The sequence below is a fragment of the Corallococcus exiguus genome (genome assembly GCF_009909105.1).
In the GTDB taxonomy this organism is placed as follows: Bacteria; Myxococcota; Myxococcia; order Myxococcales; family Myxococcaceae; genus Corallococcus; species Corallococcus exiguus.
Genome location: NZ_JAAAPK010000001.1, coordinates 865,563 through 882,419, shown reverse-complemented (window position 1 = coordinate 882,419; position 16,857 = coordinate 865,563). Strand labels below are relative to the sequence as shown.

General features: G+C 70.7%; 13 protein-coding genes. 2 read left to right on the top strand and 11 right to left on the bottom strand.

The window, feature by feature from the left end:
* Positions 1-72 precede the first annotated feature (72 nt).
* Entirely contained in the window at positions 73-1,182 is a 1,110-nt protein-coding gene (gene opgC / locus GTZ93_RS03720) for an OpgC domain-containing protein (RefSeq protein WP_121776069.1), read from the top strand.
* 1 nt (position 1,183) lies between these two features.
* On the opposite strand, the gene GTZ93_RS03715 is transcribed toward opgC, so the two are convergent.
* The 5 genes from GTZ93_RS03715 to GTZ93_RS03695 form a co-directional block, all read right to left on the bottom strand.
* Positions 1,184-2,260 (bottom strand): NAD(P)H-dependent flavin oxidoreductase, encoded by a 1,077-nt coding sequence (locus tag GTZ93_RS03715; protein ID WP_139916297.1) that lies wholly within the window; start codon positions 2,258-2,260, stop codon positions 1,184-1,186.
* Positions 2,261-2,373: 113 nt separating this feature from the next.
* Positions 2,374-2,760: a hypothetical protein gene (locus GTZ93_RS03710; RefSeq protein ID WP_139916298.1), complete on the bottom strand. Its 387-nt coding sequence runs from the start codon at positions 2,758-2,760 to the stop codon at positions 2,374-2,376.
* Positions 2,761-2,946: 186 nt separating this feature from the next.
* Positions 2,947-3,894: a serine hydrolase gene (locus tag GTZ93_RS03705; RefSeq protein WP_139916299.1), complete on the bottom strand. Its 948-nt coding sequence runs from the start codon at positions 3,892-3,894 to the stop codon at positions 2,947-2,949.
* Positions 3,895-3,906: 12 nt separating this feature from the next.
* Positions 3,907-5,109 (bottom strand): DUF819 family protein, encoded by a 1,203-nt coding sequence (locus tag GTZ93_RS03700; RefSeq protein WP_257979050.1) that lies wholly within the window; start codon positions 5,107-5,109, stop codon positions 3,907-3,909.
* Positions 5,106-6,125 carry a dipeptide epimerase gene (locus GTZ93_RS03695; protein ID WP_139916300.1) on the bottom strand — a complete coding sequence of 340 codons (1,020 nt, stop codon included), beginning with the start codon at positions 6,123-6,125 and terminating at the stop codon, positions 5,106-5,108. Before GTZ93_RS03695 ends, GTZ93_RS03700 begins: the two co-directional genes overlap by 4 nt.
* Positions 6,126-6,221: 96 nt before the next feature.
* Between GTZ93_RS03695 and GTZ93_RS03690 the strand changes: the two genes are divergently transcribed.
* A complete protein-coding gene (locus GTZ93_RS03690) occupies positions 6,222-7,616 on the top strand; it encodes a M20/M25/M40 family metallo-hydrolase (protein WP_139916301.1) in 1,395 nt (464 codons plus the stop codon).
* 136 nt (positions 7,617-7,752) lie between these two features.
* Here GTZ93_RS03690 and GTZ93_RS03685 read toward each other — a convergent pair whose 3' ends face one another.
* From GTZ93_RS03685 to GTZ93_RS03660, 6 genes are all read right to left on the bottom strand, one after another.
* Positions 7,753-8,286 (bottom strand): TetR/AcrR family transcriptional regulator, encoded by a 534-nt coding sequence (locus tag GTZ93_RS03685; protein ID WP_257979051.1) that lies wholly within the window; start codon positions 8,284-8,286, stop codon positions 7,753-7,755.
* A gap of 76 nt (positions 8,287-8,362) precedes the next feature.
* Positions 8,363-9,169, bottom strand: coding sequence for a class I SAM-dependent methyltransferase (locus tag GTZ93_RS03680; protein ID WP_306464179.1), 807 nt, complete (start codon positions 9,167-9,169; stop codon positions 8,363-8,365).
* 170 nt (positions 9,170-9,339) lie between these two features.
* Entirely contained in the window at positions 9,340-12,216 is a 2,877-nt protein-coding gene (locus GTZ93_RS03675) for a HEAT repeat domain-containing protein (protein WP_139916303.1), read from the bottom strand.
* Positions 12,209-13,426 carry a VWA domain-containing protein gene (locus tag GTZ93_RS03670; RefSeq protein WP_120576473.1) on the bottom strand — a complete coding sequence of 406 codons (1,218 nt, stop codon included), beginning with the start codon at positions 13,424-13,426 and terminating at the stop codon, positions 12,209-12,211. Before GTZ93_RS03670 ends, GTZ93_RS03675 begins: the two co-directional genes overlap by 8 nt.
* Complete coding sequence (locus GTZ93_RS03665; protein WP_139916304.1) at positions 13,423-15,735, bottom strand: DUF5682 family protein; 2,313 nt, start codon at positions 15,733-15,735, stop codon at positions 13,423-13,425. Before GTZ93_RS03665 ends, GTZ93_RS03670 begins: the two co-directional genes overlap by 4 nt.
* Positions 15,735-16,820, bottom strand: coding sequence for an ATP-binding protein (locus GTZ93_RS03660; RefSeq protein WP_120576491.1), 1,086 nt, complete (start codon positions 16,818-16,820; stop codon positions 15,735-15,737). Before GTZ93_RS03660 ends, GTZ93_RS03665 begins: the two co-directional genes overlap by 1 nt.
* Positions 16,821-16,857 lie beyond the last annotated feature (37 nt).

Below are 16,857 nucleotides of genomic sequence, written 5' to 3'. Positions count from 1 at the left end.
CTGGATCCGAGCGACCGGGGCGGTTTACCCGGGACGTGGGGCTGTGGCATGGGTGAAGAGAGTCTACCCGCCATGAAACGCCGCCCCGAGTTCGACAGCCTGCGCGGAGTGCTGCTCGTCCTGATGACGCTGACGCACCTGCCCACCCGGCTGAGTGTCATCGGCAATCAGCCGTTCGGCTTCGTGTCCGCCGCCGAGGGCTTCGTGTTCCTCTCCGCGTTCCTCGTGGGCGTGGTGCACGCGAAGAAGCTGGGGACCTCGAGCCCCGTGGCGATGTTCAAGAGCCTCTGGAGCCGCGCCCTCAAGGTGTACGGCTACCACGTCGCCCTGCTCTCCTTCGCGTTCACCATCATCGCCACGCTGGGCGTCGCCGCGCGCAGGCCCGCCATCCACAACCTGCTCGGGTTCTTCCATCAGGACCCGTTCACCGCCCTGTGGAGCAGCCTGTTCCTCCTCTACTGTCCCCCGCTGCTCGACATCCTTCCGCTCTATGTCGTGCTGCTGCTGCTCACGCCCGCCGTGCTGCTCGGTGCGCGCAAGGAGGGCTGGTCCCGGGTGCTGGGACTGAGCGCCCTCATCTGGGTCTGGGCGCAGGTGGGCCTCAAGCGCGCCCTGTATGACCTGCTCGTCGCCATCCCCGTGCTGCCGTGGCCGCCGTTGAGCATCGACCTGTCGGGCGCGTTCGACCTGTTCGCGTGGCAGTTCCTCTGGGTGCTCGGGGTGTGGATGGGCGTGGCCCGCGCCACCGCGCCGGAGCAGCGCGAGCCCGTGTCGCGCCGGCTCCTCACGGGCGCCATCGTCGTCAGCCTGGGGTTCTTCGTCGTGCGCCACCTCGACGTGGACCTGGGCGCCGCGGGGGTGCTGTTCGACAAGTGGTCGCTCGCGCCGCTGCGGCTCGTGAACTTCCTGGCCGTGGCGTTGCTGGCGAGTTGGCTCGCGCCCCGCCTGTTCCAATGGCTGCGTCCCAAGGTGCTGGAGGCGCTGGGACAGGCATCGCTGCCCGTGTTCGCCGTGCACGTGGTGCTGTGCCTGCTCAGCCTGTCGCTGCTGGACGAGAACGAGGACCCGCTGGACTACTGGGATGAAGCCGCGGTCCTCGTGGCCACGTTCTGCAGCATGTACTTCGTGGCGCTGCGCCAGCGCATCGCGGGCCGGAGCGTGGGCCCGCCGTCGACGTCCTGAGTCAGCCGCGCACGGCGGCCAGCGCGGCGTCGGTCTCCGCCACCAGGGCGCGCACCAGGTCCGCCGCGGGGCCCTCTCGCGAGAGGCCAATGCCCTGCCCCGCCCACAGGGCCATGAAGCGCGTGTCGTTCTGCTTCGACGATGCGGCCCGCAGCGTGCGCGTGGCTCCGTGCTGCTGTGGGAACGGCAGGATGGCGCCGGCCTCCTCCAGCGTGGTCGTCAGCTCGTTGGGTATCGCGCGGGCCGGGCGGCCGGAGAAGGCGCGGGTGATGCGTGACGATTCATCCCGGGCCTCGCGCAACAGCGCCTTGTGGGCCGCCGCCGCGCTGGATTCCTGGCACCGCAGGAACGCCGTGCCCAGCTGCACGGCCGCCGCACCCAGCATCCGGGCCGCCGCGATGCCGCGTCCATCCATGATGCCGCCGCTGGCGATGACCGGCACCCGCACGGCGTCCACCATTTGAGGCACGAACGCCATCGTGCCCACCATGCCCGCCTCGAACGAACCGCCGAAGGAGCCCCGGTGGCCTCCCGCCTCCGACCCCTGCGCGACAATCGCATCCACGCCCGCGGCCTCCAGGGCCTGGGCCTCGCGCACGTTCGTCGCCGTGCCCACGACAAGGATGCCGCGCGACCGGAACGCCTCCAGCACCGGCGCGGGCGGAATGCCGAAAGTGAAGCTGAACACCGTGGGCGCCGCGTCGAGCACGGCCTCCACCTGCTTCGCGAAGTCCGGCATCGCGGACGCAGGAATCACGGGAGGAGGCAACCCCAGTGCCGCATGGAAGCGCTCAATGATGGCGAGCGTGGGCCCCGGGTCCGCGGGAGCCACCGCGGGCTGGGGAGCGAAGAGGTTGATGGCGTAGGGCCGAGAGGTGAGTGAGCGCACCGCGCGGGCCTGCTGGACGATGTCCTCCGGCTGCACGTACGCGGCGCCCAGCGAGCCCAGGCCTCCTGCCTCCGACACCGCCGCGACCAACTCCGGCGGCGTCAGGCCCCCTGCCATCGGAGCCTGGATGATCGAATGCACCACCCCAAGCCGCTCCGAGAACCTACGCCACGCCTGCGGATCCATCATGGCCACACCTCCCGTGACTCACGTCGGACAGCATTAACGGCTCGGCCGCACATCGCAGTCCCGCGCACTCCGGAAGCATCAGCCCTGCTTCCACGCTCCATGCCGAGCGCGCGTCATGTCCTGTACTTCCCCGTATCCAGGTAGGTACTGAGGGGCCCGGTGAAAGGCCGGCGGGAGTACCACCAGGTCGTGCCAGCGGGTATCCAGAATCTCGACAAGGCCTGGCCCCCGTCGTCTCGGGTCGCGGCCCGGAACATCTCGTCGGCCTCCGCGACCAGGCGTCTCAGCACGTCCACGGCAGGCTGGGGACACTTCGCCATGATGAACTCCAGCGCGTCCCGGCTCGTCAGCCAATAGATGAAGTCATCAATGCCGTCCGGATAGTCCGCAACGGTCTCCGCAGTCTGCTGCCATCGATACAGATACGCCTCGACGGGATAGCCGGGTTCCGTCCACACCGAGGCCCGCATGTACGTGGTCAGCGACTCCAGGACCTTCAATTCGTCTTCGGTACAACGTGGCCGTTTCTTCATGAGTTCAATGGCGCTGCAAGGTCACACCGCGAGCGCGCCAGGCTTCCACGCATCAAGACCGTCCCGGACCGGCACGGTCAAAACCTGTCCGACTGTCGGACAGGTTTTCGCGGTCCGCCTCCGTCGGGGAGGCCCCGCGAGTTTCTCACCTTCTCATTCACAGTCGTAGTTCGGCGCGGGAGCCCCGGGCTCCAGCACCACGGGTGCCGGACCGCCATCCCGCGCCACGGCCTCCCCACAATCCAGCGCCGCGTCCTTCGCCAGGTGCCGGTACAAGACACACGACGCGCGCTCCACGAAGAACGCCTGCTTCGGCCAGTCCGGTCCTCGCGAGGCCAGGATGGCCACCGCGTACCGTCCTCCGTCCGGCAGCGTCACCAGCCCCACCTCGTTGAGCACGTTGTAGCGCGCGTCATCTCCACAGCATCCCGGCGGCAGCCACCCGCCCTTGTGCTGGAGCGACGCGCGGGCGCTCGCGGGCAGGCGCGTTCCCAGCCACCCGCCGCAGCCGTCCCGAGGCGTCAACTCCATCCACTTCAGCAGCCGCGCCGTGGGCTCCGGCTCCAACAACTCCCGGCGGTCCAACCGCGCCAGGAACGACACCATGTCGTCCGCGCAGAAGTAGTTGTCCCGCCCCATCACGCGCGGAGAGTTCGTCGCCCAGCGCTCCCGGCCGTAGTTCCACTTCGTCAGCGCCGTGTGCCCCAGGCCCAGGCCGCGAAGATAGACATTGATGGCATCCGGGCCACCTACCAGGTCGATGACCTCGCCGGATGCCTCGTTGTCCGACGTGCGGAACACCTTCTCCGCGAGCGGTGCCACCGTCGCCAGGTCCCTCTGTCCCAACGCCGCCGCCACCCAGAACACCTTCGCGGAGCTGGCGGAGATGTGCGGCTCCAGGCCGGAGACGCTCGCCGTCTCCCCCGTGCGCAGGTCCATCACCGCGAGCGACAGGTCCGTCCCGGGCGACAGGCGCGTGGCCTCGCCCGCCAGCGACTCCACCACCGCCTTCAGGGACTCACGCGGAGGAGCGCCCGCCTCCGGCCTCGTCGCGCAACCACCCACCGCCAGGAGCCCTGCCCAGAGCAGCACCGTCCGCATCCACGACTCCCTTCAGTGAATCAGCCGGTGCACCTGCTCCAGCATCAGCGCCGTCACCAGCCCGCAGTACGTCCCCAGCACATACCCCAGCACCGCGAGCAGCACGCCCACCGGCGCGAGCGCGGGATGGAACGCCGCCGCCACCACCGACGCGGAGGCCGTGCCGCCCACGTTCGCCTGCGACCCCACCGCCGCGAAGAACACCGGTGCCTTCAACCACCGGCGCGTGCCCATCGTCACCGCCGCGTGGATGCACATCCACAGCGCCCCCACCGCCACCAGCGCGGGCGCATCCCACAGCCGCCGGAACTCCGCCTGCGCGCCAATCGTCGCCACCAGCAGGTACAGGAACAGCGAACCCATCCGGCTCGCCCCTGCGCCCTCCAGCCTGCGCACCGGCGTGAACGACAGCACCACGCCCACCGTCGTCACCAGCAGCACCACCCACGTGAAGCCCGTCACCACGTTGCCCAGGTCCGGCAGCATCTTCGCCAGCGCCGTGCACACCACCGTCACGCCGAACGCCACCGCCAGCATCGAGAGCAGGTCGGACAAACTCGCGGGCCGGGCGGACGCCGCTTGAATGCGCGCGGACTCCTCGCGCACGTGGTCCAGCGCGGTCCGGTCCGCGCCGATGCTCGCGTCCATCGCCTTCTCACGCCCGGCGAAGGACAGCAGCACCGCCGTCCACACGTTGGACACGCCCACGTCCACCACCACCAGCATGCTCAACGTGCTGTCCAGCGCGCCCACGCTCTGGCCAATCGCCACGAAGTTCGCGCTGCCGCCAATCCACGACCCGCTGAGCGCCGCCAATCCCTTCCACGCCTGGTCCCCCAGCTCCGCCGGCACCAGCCACCCCAACGCCAGATACGCGAGCGGCCCGCCCACCATGATGCCCACCGAGCCCGCCAGGAACACGCCCACCGCATTGCGCCCCAGCCGGGCGATGGCGGGCAGGTCCACCGACAGCACCAGCAACACCAGGCTCGCGGGCAGCAGGTACACGCGCGTGAAGCGGTACAGCTCCGACTGCGTGGGGATGACGCCCGTGTTCGACAGCAGCGTCGGCACGAAGTACGCGAACACCAGCAGCGGCACGACGTTGAAGAACCGCGCCACCGCCGGGTAGCGCTGCAACGCATACAATCCCGCCAGCACCGCGAGCAGCACGGCGAGCACCGCCATCGGGTCCTGGATGAGCGGTGGCGTCACCGGGGCTCCACGCCCAGGCCCGCGCCCGCTCCCAACTGGATGCGGCCCTGCACCACCGGATGCGCGCGGTACGGGTCCTCCGCGAGCAGCAGGTTGCCGTCCAGGTCCACCCAATCCACCAGCGGCGCCAGGTGCGCGCCCGCCGCGATGCCCAGCCCCGTCTCCACCATGCAGCCCAGCATCACCTTCAGGCCGCACGCGCGCGCTGTCTCGATGATGCGAAGTGCCTCACGGATGCCGCCGCTCTTCTGGAGCTTCACGTTGATGCCGTGGAAGCCCTCCGCCAGCTTCGGCACGTCCGACGCCTTCGTCAGCGACTCGTCCGCCACCAGCGGCAGCGGCGAGCGCGCGCGCAGCCACTTCGCGCCCTCCACGTCCGCCGCGGGCAACGGCTGCTCCACCAGCTCCACGCCCTGCGTGGACAACCACTGGATGTGCGCCAGCGCCTCGTCCGGCTTCCATGCCTCGTTCGCGTCCACGCGGATGGTCTGCTCCGTGAGCGCGCGCACCGTGCCGAACACCTCCTGCACGCGGTCCGCGCCCAGCTTCACCTTCAGCACCGGGAAGTCCGCCGCCTCGCGCACCTTCACGGCCAGCGTCTCCGGCACATCGATGCCAATGGACATGGACGTCACCGGCTGCCGCGAGGGGTCCACGCCCAGCATCCGGTACAGCGGCACGCCCATCACCTTGCCCGCCCAGTCATGCAGCGCCAGGTCCACCGCCGCCTTCGCCGCGGGGTTGTCCGGCAGCGCCGCGTCCACGGCCTCGGACACGTCGCGGAAGTGGCGCAGGTCGCGGCCCTCCAGCACTGGGGCCAACTTGTGGAGTGCCGCCTCCACCGTCTCCCACGACTCGCCGTAGCGCACGTTCGGCGCGGCCTCGCCGTACCCCACGTGGCCTTCCGAGCGCACCTCCACGAACACGTTGCGCTTCACCGTGCTCGTGCCCCGGGCGATGGTCCAGGCGTGACGCAGCGGCAGTTCCACGGTGCGAAAGCTCAACGGCGAGGCCATGGCGGAATCCCTCCAGGGCCCTTCCCTTAACACGGCACTCCTTGCAAACACCGCTTCCGTTGCCTTCCCAGGGCGGAAGGCGCGAGCCTCTCGGCCATGCGTCTTCTGCCCCTCGTCATCGCCTTGTTCGCGCTGGGTCCAAGCCACGCCGCGTCATCCCGTCCCGCGCCGAAGGACGAACTGAGGACGCTGCTCGCGGAGCTCATCGCCGCGGACACCTCCAATCCGCCCGGCAACGAGACGGCCGCGGCCCAGGTGGCGGCGAAGTGGCTGCGCGAAGCCGGCATCGAAGCGGAGCTCATCGAGCCCTCGCCCGGGCGCGGCAACCTGCTGGTGCGCTTGAAGGGCAGCGGCAAGGGCCGGCCGGTGCTCGTGCTCGCGCACCTGGACACGGTGCCCGCCGTGAAGACCGAGTGGGTCACCGACCCGTGGACACTCACGGAGAAGGACGGCCTGCTCTACGGACGCGGCGTGCAGGACAACAAGGGCATGGCCGCGGCGAGCATCCTCGCGCTGCGCCGGCTGAAGCAGGAGGGCGGCACGCGCTCGCGCGACATCCTGCTGTACCTAGGCGCGGATGAAGAGGTGGGCTCCGGACAGGGACTGGACTGGATGATGGAGCACCGGCCGGAGCTGAAGGAGGCGGAGTTCGCGCTCAACGAGGGCGGCCTCACGGAACTGTCGCCGGACCGCAAGGAGGTGCGCTTCGTGGCGCTCCAGGCCGCGGAGCGCGTGTCCCGCAACGTGACGCTCAAGGCCACCGGCCCCGGAGGTCACTCCTCCGCGCCGCCCGTGGATGCGGGGCCCCTGGTGCGGGTGGCCGCGGCGGTGGCGCGAGTGGGCGCCCTCACCTTCCCAGCGCACCTGACGCCCGCCGCCAGGCTCCACGTGCAGGGCCGAGCACAGGCGACTCCCGGCGAGCTGGGCGAAGCACTGCGCCGCATCGCCGGATCGCCAGACGCGCCGCCCGAGGACGCCGTGACCACCGTGGCCCGGCTGGACCCCGCGCTGGGCGCCGTGCTGCGCACCACCTGCGTGCCCACTGTGTTCAAGGCGGGCACGAAGTCCAACGTCATCCCCGCCACGGCCGAGGCCACCGTGAACTGCCGCCTGCTGCCGGACGCGGATCCGAAGGCCGTGCGCGAGCGCATCGTCGCCGCGGTGAATGACCCCGACATCCAGGTGGAGATGAACGTGTCGCCGCCGGACTCGCCCATGTCGCCCGTGGGGGACAACGCCATGTTCCGCGCGGTGAAGGCCGCCGCGGCGAAGGTGTGGCCGAAGGCGCCGGTGATTCCTCGCATGTCCACGGGCACCACCGAGTCCGCCACGCTGCGCCGCGCGGGCATCCACGCCTATGGCATCGATCTCTTCGCGCTGACGCCGGACGACGCACGCACCGCGCACGCCCCCAACGAGCGCGTCCCGGTGACGTCCCTCCAGCCCGGCGCGGAGTTCGTCTACCTCACGCTGAAGCACCTGACGCGCTGACGCACCGGCACCACCGCCCCGAGGGCCCAGGCGACACGCCCGGCTCTTGCTCAGGAGACGTGCGTGAACCCCAGCAGTACCGTGGTGGCTCTCCGGCTGGGTGAGCCACCGTCACGGAGCCTCGCGGGCAGCCAGGCTATTTGCGCGTGAGCTCTTCGATTCGGCGGATGACCGCCGCACGCGTCTGGTTTGAGACCGTGCGGTGCTCGAGCAGGTCCGACATCCACAACCCGTCAATCGCCAGACGGCAGAGCGTGAGCTCCGGCGACTCTTGCTCCTGGGGGCTGAGTTGCTCCTCCCGCGCCTCGTCCCAGATGGAGCTCCAGAGCTCCCGGACCTCCGGGTCGAAGAGCATGAGCCCGATGAGCGAGCGCATGACGTGGGCCTCGCCGTCATCGGCGGGAGCGGCGACCGTCACCCGGAGATACGCGCGCGTTCCCCTGCCTTTGGCGTCCGGATCCTTCGCCATCTCGGCGGCGACCGCCCCGGCGAAGCGCTGGGTCACGTCGTCGAACAGCGCATCGAGCAGAATGGGCTTGGTCTGGAAATGCTGCAGTAGGTCTTCCTTTGGGACACCTGCCCGCCCCGCGATGGCATCGAGCGTCACTGCCTGAAGCCCCTGAGCCAGGATGAGGTCCGCGGCCGCCCTAAGAAGCTTCTCGCGGGTCACGTCAGGCTCCATGTTCCTCGACTCGGTCATCGACATCACCTCTCGCGACAGGAATGCCGCCGCCCGTCTTTCCCAGTTAATCACGAGTAACGCAGGGGAGGCTCGGAGTCTCATCCGACCTTCCCGTGTCAGGTTGATGCGGTGGGACCGGAAGGTATTGCTGAAGCCAGACCTTCTCGAGCCCCCAGGTGAACAGCATCCAATGGGAGGAGTGGCCACTGAAGCCCTCCGCCTCGATGGGACGGGTGACGGTGATGATGCGCGTGCCAGGGGCGCAGGTGCGCAGGTGGGTGACAAGCCGGGCCTTCGTCTCCGGGCTGAACGCCACCCAGTTGCAGAAGATGTGGGTCGCTTCACCCAGGGGCTCGCGGGTCATGTCGCCCACGGTGAGCGTGATGCCCGCCGGCTGAAGCCACGGCGCCACGCGCGCCACGTGGTCCGAAATCAGCTCCACGCCATGCGCCTCGGCGCCCCACCAGCGCGCGGCGAGCAGCACGCGTCCGCGCCCCGCACCCAGGTCCACCACCCGGCTGCCGCGCCCCACGCCCGCCCTCTTGAGGAACCACAACGCCGTCACCAGCGGCGTCTCGCCGTACATCAGCTCGCGGAATGACTGTCCCGTGGTCTGGAGCGCCCGCGTCATCTCGAAGGTGCGTCGCCAACGGAAGGGCGTCCACAGGATGCGCTGCCACCACAATCCCATGTACGGCTTCAGGAGCCGGGGGCGGAGGAGCAGCAACAGCAGGTCGGTGACGCGCAGCACGACCGCGATGACGATGCCCTGCATCTGGAGCGACAGCCGCTCGAAGAACGGCAGGTCGAACTCGCCCATCGTGTCGTCGCGGCGCGGTGGAGGCGCGGGAGGAGGAGCAGGTTCCGTCATGCCGCGCGGAGGCTGTCCGGATTCGGGACGCCACGCAATGGCTGCGCGTCGGACCGGGACGCGCTGGGAAGCCGTTCCCCGTGCCGGTCTCCCCCACCCGCATCGACCTCGCCTCGAAGCTGTCGAACTGAACGCACCGCCGAGAGGAGCTCGGCGGCGGGTCCACGGCCTCACAGGAGCTTCTTCGCCGCCTTGGCCAGGGCCTTGTCCGCGGCCAGCGCGGGCACCTCCATGAGGCGCTGGGCGATGTGCTTGCCCACCGCCGTACTCGACGCCGCCACCTTCAGGTACACGGCCGCGCGAGCCAGCAGGTCCGGATGTTCGAGGGACGCCTTGAGACGGGCCTCCAGCGCCCTGGCCAGGTCGGTGGGCTGGAAGTTCTCGAAGACGCTCCGGAACGCCTTCCGCTCCAGCTCCTCCGGGCGCCGCTCGGCCAGGTCCAGCGCGGGTTGCAGCAGCGCCAGCCCCAGCGAGCGCATGGCCTCCGCGACGACGCCGGGCTTCCACCCGTCCACGAAAGCCAGCAGCAGGGCCTCCGCGCCGCGCACGTCGCCCAGCATGCCCAGCGCGTACACGGCGTGCTTCGCCTCCACGTCGTCGTGGCCTCGGCCCTGCACCATCAGGATGAACCGGTCGAGGACCTCCGCGTCCCCCATCCGGGCCAGCGCCTCCGCCGCCTCACGCCGCACCTCGCGCGCCGGGTCCCCGTGCAGCACCTGGCGCAGCACGGGCATGGCCACCGTGCCCAGGTCCGCCAGCATGGCCACGGCCGCCCCGCGCGCGTCCTTCGTCGTCTCGGACAGCGCCGCCTGCATCAGCGGCACCGCCTTCTCCTTGCGGCGCCGCGAGAGTTCCACCACCGCCGCCTCGCCCGCCTCGCGGGCCTGCACGTCCTCCAGCGTCTCCTTCGCGAACAGGCGCAGGCCCATGTCATGGCCCTTGCGCGTCACCGCGTCCAATTCACGCCGCGCCTGCACTCCGCCCATCGCGCCCAGCACGCGGAGGGCGGTGCGGCGCACCATGCGGCTGTGGTGCTCACCGAGCGCGCTCCGCACGGAGCCCAGCGCGTTCTCGCCCAACGCCGCCACCGTCCGCGCCACGAAGGCGCTCGCCGCGCCGTCGCTCCACGTCGGGTAGAACTCCCGCGCCAGGACGTCCGGCCCCAGGCTCGCGTAGTAGCGCGCCGCGTGCGCCGCCGCCTCGTAGCGCGTCAGCTCCCCGCGCGCCCGGCGCACCATGGCCTCGCCCGGGGTCAGCACCTCCTCCGGCTTCTGCACGTGGATGCTCGGGTGCGTGGGCACGGACTCCAGCTGGGACAGGTCCACCTGCACCGCGCCCGACAGCCGCACCAGCGCGATGCCCAGCACCTGGTACACCTTGATGAAGTCGTCCAGCCGCTCCGCCGGGTCCGCCCGCTGCGCCAGCGCCTCCAGCAGCGCGCCCGGCTTCTCCAGCCCCAGCTCCTTCAGCCGGGACACCAGCGGCTCCACCGTGCGAGGGCTCACCGCCGACAGGCCGCTGGCGAACGCGTCCGCCAGCTCATCGCGCACCTCCGCCAGCGCGATGGCCGCCCGCGACGCACCCGCCGCCCGTGCCGCATCCGCCCAGCCACTTCGAGGCAGCGCGTTCGGCGCGGCGGGGGCCCGCACGCGACCGCGACGGCGGGGCGACACGGGCGCGTCCTCCGCGCGGCCCAGCGTGCGCAGGTCCAGTCCTTCCGGCGTCCGCACCACCACGGCCGAGGGGAACAGCGTGGGCAGTGCCGCCTCCAGGCCCACGTCGCCCAGCACCGCCACGAGCTTCGCGTCCTCCAGCGCGGTGGACAGCGGCTCCTCCAGCGACGGGTCCACCGGCAGGAAGAGGCCGCGTCCCGTGCCGTCCACGAACTGCGAGCGGGCCCCGCTGGCGAGCAGCGTCTCCGCCCGCACGGACACCGGCAGCAGGTCCGGCGCGAACACGTCCTTGCGGTGCTCCTGGAAGGCCGTCATCACCGCGCCCACGTCCGGCAGCGCCACCTCCACCAGCCGCTCCAGCGCCGCCCGGTCCACCGACGGCGCGTCCTTCCACGATTCCAGGTCCAGCCGGTGCGGCGCGAAGCCCGGGTACTGCCCGCCGTGCGCACCCTGGAGTACGGCACCCGCGTGGCTGTTCTTCGGCGCCACCGTCTTGAGGTTCGCGGGGAGGATCTGCTTCTCGCTGTAGTGCCCGCCCGACACCAGGTCCACGAAGCGGCTCTCGCGGACCATGAACCGGTCCGGCGTCACCTTGGAGGAGAACGCGTACTCCACCAGCTTGAGCCCCTCGACGGGCGCGCGGTCCTTCTTCGTCCACGTCTTGCCGATGAGCTCCTCGACGTGGCGGGGCTCCAGCGCATCACCGCCCAGGTGCTTCTCCACCTTGCGCGCGGTGAGCAGCATGTCCGCCACCAGGTCCGCGTACACCGGCGCCTCGAAGGTCCCCGTGCGAGCCGCCGCCGCGTCCAGCAGGCCCGCCAGCTCCACCGCCCGCGCGGACAGCCGCCGCAGGCCATTGGCCCGGAGCGCCTCGCCCAGCGCGCGCACCTGCTCCGGCCGGTCCGCGCCCAGCGACGCCACGCCCGACAGCCCCAGCTCGCGCACCAGCGTGGACACCTGCCCCACGCCCGCCTTCATCAGGTCGCCCGTTTCGGCCTTGCCCTTCTTCACGCTCTTCTTCGCGCCGCCAGAGCCCGCGGGCGCGGCCGGGGCCGCCTCCGCCGTGACGAAGGCCTGCGGCGCCCGGGCCCACGCCACCAGCAGCGCCGCCGCGTGCTTGCAGAAGGGGCGCGAGCGCGCCGCCATGCACGAGCACCGCCCCTTCACGTCCGAGCGCGCCTCGCCGAACACCAGCGACACCTTGTAGGGCGTCGCCCCGGAGCCCGCCGCGTCCGCGAAGAGCCGGTTCTCGTAGCGCGACAGGTTGGTGAGCTGCTTGCCGTCGAACAGCTCCGAGCCCTTCTGCAGCTCCGCCTTGTCGCTGATGATCTCCGTCATTGCGCCCATCCCGATGACGGGCCGTACCTCAGCCATGACGCTCCCCCTTCTTGTCGACGGACGCGAGCAGCGGCGCCAGGTCCTGGTTGCGCATCACCCGCTCCACCACGTCCACCAGCTTGCGGGGCGTGCACCCGAAGCACGGAATCCCCAGCGCGGTGAGCTGCTCCGCCATCGCGTGGTCATAGGACGGCCGCCCGCTGTCCGACAGCGCCAGCAGGCACAGCACCTTGGAGCGTGAGTCCACCAACTGCCTCAAGCGGGCCACCAGCTCCTCGGCGTTGCCGCCTTCGTACAGGTCGGTGATGAGGATGAAGAGCGTCTTCTCCGGCCGGCGCACGTAGTGCTCCTGCGCGTACGCCACCGCCCGGTTGATGTCCGTGCCCCCGCCCAGCTGCGCGGAGAAGAGCACCTCCACCGGGTCCGCCAGCACGGGCGTCATGTCGACGATCTCCGTGTCGAACAGCACCAGGCTGGTCTTCAGCACGTCCAGCGACGCGAAGATGGCCGCCATCACGGAGCTGTACACCACGCTCTCCGCCATGGAGCCGGACTGGTCCACCACCAGCGTCACGTCCCACTCGTGGTGACGGCGCTGGTTGGGCCAGAAGTAGAAGCGCTCCGGGATGAGCCTCTTTCTCTCCGCATCCCAGCCCTTCAGGTTGGAGCGGATGGTGCGGCGCCAGTCGATGTTGCGCGCGATGGGGATGGGGCTCGTCCGGTCGCGCCTGAGCGCCCCCATCACCGCCGTGCGCAGCGGGGACTCCAGCTTCTTGCGCAGGTCCTCCACCACCTCGCGGATGATGGCGCGCGCGGTGTCCTTGGCCTGCTCCGGGATGAGCCCCCGGGCGCTCACCAGCGTCGTCACCAGCTCCAGGTTCTTGTCCAGGAAGGGCAGCGTCTCCGGCTCGAAGAGCAGCTGGGTGAGCCCCTTCTTCTCGATGGCGTCCTTCTGCACCAGCGCGATGACGTCGTCCTGGAAGAAGTCGCGCAGCGCGCCCAGCCACTTGGGCAGGTACGGCTTGGAGCCACCCCGCCCGGCCGAGCGCTCGCCGTAGACGAAGGAGAGCGCGTCATCCAGGCCCTCCAGGTCGTCGCCCGTCAGGTCCACCGTGCCCGCCCCGGCGCCCAGCGCGCTCAGGGAAGGGCAGGAGCCCGTCTTCTCCGCCTCCGGGCCCAGCGCCAGCCGCCAGCGCAAGAGCGCGTCGCGGTCCTTCGGGTCCAGGTCCTTGGGGTCCACGCTCATAGCAGGTCATCCAGGTCGTCGAGCGCCTTGCCCAGGTCCGCGCTCAGGTCCTTCAGCGTCGCCTTGTCCTTCTCCTCCAGCACCGCCTTCACCGCGCGGCCCTTGTCCTTCAACTGGCGCACGCCCATCACGTTCTCCATCAGGTAGCGGCGCTCGGTGGCCCCCAGCGCGCCCAGCGCCCGGCGCAGCACCGGCAGCGTCTGCCGGAAGCGCTCCGGCTCCACGCTGGTGAGGAAGTCATCCAGCGCCTTCACCACGTCTCGGCTCTTCACCAGCACCAGCGCGTTCACCTGGAGGAAGCCCTCCAGGTACGCCGCCGCGTCCGAGGGCTCCACCGCCGCGGACAGCCGCCGGCCCACCTCCAGCGCCACGTCCGCCTCCGGCAGCTCGCGAGCCAGGTACAACAGGCCCGTGGCCAGGCCCGACGTGGACGGGTGCACCGCGTGGCTCCCCATCAACCCGCGAGCCTCCGCGAGCCAGCCCTCCTTGTCCGCGCGGGGCTGGGACAGCGCCACCTCGTGCAGCGTGCGCAGCGCCTCCAGCACCGGGGGCACGCCTTCCGGAGCGCAGGCACTGGCCTCGCGCACACGCAGGAGCGCCCGGCCGAAGGTCTTCTCCCCCAGGGCCGCCACCGCCTCGTCACCCACGTCCGAGTGCGCGCGCGAGGTGCCATAGGCCATCAACCCCGACAGCGCCCGCGCCGCGGAGGCCAGCGACGGCAGGTCCGCGTCCGTGGCCGCGAGCGCGTCACAGGCCTTGAGCGCCTGCGCCACCGTCTGGGAACAGCCGGTGATGACGGACTCCAGGAGCACGTCCGCCGCCTCCGCCGTCGTCTTCGCCTGCGTCAGCCGCTCCTGGAGCACGCGCGTCGTCACGCCCTCCAGCGAGTCGCCCAACACAATCTTCTCCACCAGCGCCACGTCCGTGGACGGAGTCCACTGCGCCTGCCAGGCCTCGCGCACCCGAGTGAGCGCCGCGTAGCCGCCGGCCTCTGCCTCCGCGCCCTGCTTGCGTGACGACCCCGTGCCGGACAGCGACGCGTACGGGATGCCCGCCACGCGCAGCCGGTGGAGGAACACGGAGGAGCCCACCTCCACCGGATTGTTGAGCCGCAGCGTGAACGTCTCCGGGCTGTCCGTGCGCGGCAGCCGCCGCTCACCCACCTCGCGCCAGAACTCCGCCTGGAGCGAGTTCTGCCCGATGCGGCTCGCCACCTGCCCCACTTCGTGGCCGATGACGCTCTTCCACAGGAAGCTGTCCACGTGCGTCGCGTCACCACGGCACAGCGTGGCTACGGTGGCCTCGCGCAGCTCGTCCAGGCCCGGGGCGCTCTTCTCGCGCAGGTCCGACAGCGTCACCGCCAGGCGGTACGCCTCCAGCACGTCCGAAAGCGACGCGGAGAAGCCGCGCATCCGCAGGTGCGACGCGAAGTCCAGCAACACCTCCAGCGTGGCCCGCCGGAAGTCGCAGTTCGCCTCGTGGGCCTTCTGGTAGAAGTGCGGCGCCCGGTTGCCCGCGCCGTATCCCAGCTGCTCCGCCAGACGCGGGAAGCTGTACGGAATCACCGTCACCGCGCACGGCCCGGCCGCGGGCAGCTTCGCCTCCTCCTTCGGATCCACGTCCCCCGCCAGGAACGCCGCGGTGTGCGCCGCGCCCGCCACCACCGCCACCTTCTCCGGCGCCACGCCGCCCGCCACCACCTCCAGCACCTTGCGCGCCATGAAGGCGTCGCGCTGACGGTGATAGGCCAACCGGGGCCCCGCGTTGACCACGTCCGCCCAGGCGGTGAGCACCGGCCGGAACTGCTCCGGGCTCCAGTCCGGCGCCTCGAAGGACGCCTCCCAGAACTCCTCGAAGGAGCGGAACCCCTGCGAGCGCGCGAACGCCTCCGTGAGCGGAATGGCTTCGTCGGGAACGGGCTCGCTGCCCTCCGTGGCCTCCGTCTCCACGCCTGGCCCGGGCACATGGCGGTCCACCGCGAGGCTGACGCCCACCGGGATGTCGATGAACTCCGCCCGCGCGCCGTTCGCCCGGGCCCACTTCAGCGCCTGGTACTCCGGCGAGTACGCCGCGAAGGGCCACAGCGACGAGGACGGGGTGCCGTCCGTGCGGTAGCCCAGGATGGCCACGGGCGGCCGGGTCTGCTTGTCGCACAGCACGTCCACCAGCGCCGTCGCGTCGCAGGGCCCCTCCACCAGGACGACGGCGGGCTTCACGCGCTCCAGCCACTTCAGGAGCACCGCGGTGGTACGCGGCGAGTGGTGACGGACCGGGAAGTGCTGCACCCGGGAGAGCAGTGCCAGGTCCATCAGCCCCTCAAGAGCTTCTTGCTCGCGGTGTACAGCTCCTTCCACGGGCCCGTGCGGCTCTTGGCCACCGTCTCCATGTACTCGCGCAGCGCCTTCACGTCGTCTTCCTGCTCCTTCACCACCGCGCCCACCAGCGACGCAGCCAGCTCCTGCGACGTCACCGTCCCGGAGCCGAACTGCTGCGCGAGGATGGAGCTGTTGAACAGCACGCTGATGGCCTCCGCCGTGGACAGCACCGCGCCCGGCGTGCGCACCTTCGTCTTGCCGTCCTTCGTCACGCCCTTGCGCAGCTCGTGGAAGAGCGTCAGCAGCACGCGCGACAGCTCCTCCGGCGGCGGCACGCCCACCTGGTAGTCCGTGCGCAGCTCCGCCTCGCGCTTGGTGACGATTTGGATCTCCTGCTCCAGGTCCTCCACCACCGGCACGGTGACGAAGTTGAAGCGGCGCTTGAGCGCGGCGCTCATCTCGTTGACGCCGCGGTCGCGCGTGTTCGCGGTGGCGATGAGGTTGAAGCCACGCTGCGCGCTCGTGATCTCCCCCAGCTCCGGCACCGACACCTGCTTCTCCGACAGGATGGAGATGAGCGAGTCTTGAATCTCCGGCGACGTGCGCGTCACCTCTTCAAAGCGGGCGAACTTGCCCGTGCGCATGGCGCGCAGGATGGGCGACGGCACCAGCGCTTCGGGCGTGGGCCCCTGCGCGAGCAGCAGCGCGTAGTTCCACGAGTACTTGATGTGGTCCTCGCTGGTCCCCGCCGTGCCCTGGACGACGAGCGCGGACGTGCCGCTGACGGCCGCGGAGAGGTGCTCCGACAGCCAGCTCTTCGCGGTGCCCGGCTCGCCCACGAGCATCAGCGCGCGGTCGGACGCGAGCGTGGCGATGCACACCTGGATGAGCCCCTTGTCACCCACGTACTTGGGCGTGATGGCCACGCCCCCCACGGGCTTGGGACTGCCCAGGATGTACGTCTCCACGGCGCGAGGCGAAAGCGCCCAACCCGGTGGGCGGGGCTTGTCGTCATGCGCGGCGAGGGCGTCCAGCTCGTTCTTGTACTTCGCTTCGGCAGGCAGGCGGATGTCCGGCATGAGCTGCACGCTATCCACTCAGTCTGACATCCGGCAA

Excerpts from the sequence above, each read along its gene's own strand:
- opgC (WP_121776069.1), top strand. The coding sequence starts at position 73 with ATGAAACGCCGCCCCGAGTTCGACAGCCTGCGCGGAGTGCTGCTCGTC.
- GTZ93_RS03715 (WP_139916297.1), bottom strand. The coding sequence starts at position 2,260 with ATGATGGATCCGCAGGCGTGGCGTAGGTTCTCGGAGCGGCTTGGGGTG.
- GTZ93_RS03705 (WP_139916299.1), bottom strand. The coding sequence starts at position 3,894 with ATGCGGACGGTGCTGCTCTGGGCAGGGCTCCTGGCGGTGGGTGGTTGC.
- GTZ93_RS03695 (WP_139916300.1), bottom strand. The coding sequence starts at position 6,125 with ATGGCCTCGCCGTTGAGCTTTCGCACCGTGGAACTGCCGCTGCGTCAC.
- GTZ93_RS03690 (WP_139916301.1), top strand. The coding sequence starts at position 6,222 with ATGCGTCTTCTGCCCCTCGTCATCGCCTTGTTCGCGCTGGGTCCAAGC.
- GTZ93_RS03680 (WP_306464179.1), bottom strand. The coding sequence starts at position 9,169 with ATGACGGAACCTGCTCCTCCTCCCGCGCCTCCACCGCGCCGCGACGAC.
- GTZ93_RS03675 (WP_139916303.1), bottom strand. The coding sequence starts at position 12,216 with ATGGCTGAGGTACGGCCCGTCATCGGGATGGGCGCAATGACGGAGATC.
- GTZ93_RS03670 (WP_120576473.1), bottom strand. The coding sequence starts at position 13,426 with ATGAGCGTGGACCCCAAGGACCTGGACCCGAAGGACCGCGACGCGCTC.
- GTZ93_RS03665 (WP_139916304.1), bottom strand. The coding sequence starts at position 15,735 with ATGGACCTGGCACTGCTCTCCCGGGTGCAGCACTTCCCGGTCCGTCAC.
- GTZ93_RS03660 (WP_120576491.1), bottom strand. The coding sequence starts at position 16,820 with ATGCCGGACATCCGCCTGCCTGCCGAAGCGAAGTACAAGAACGAGCTG.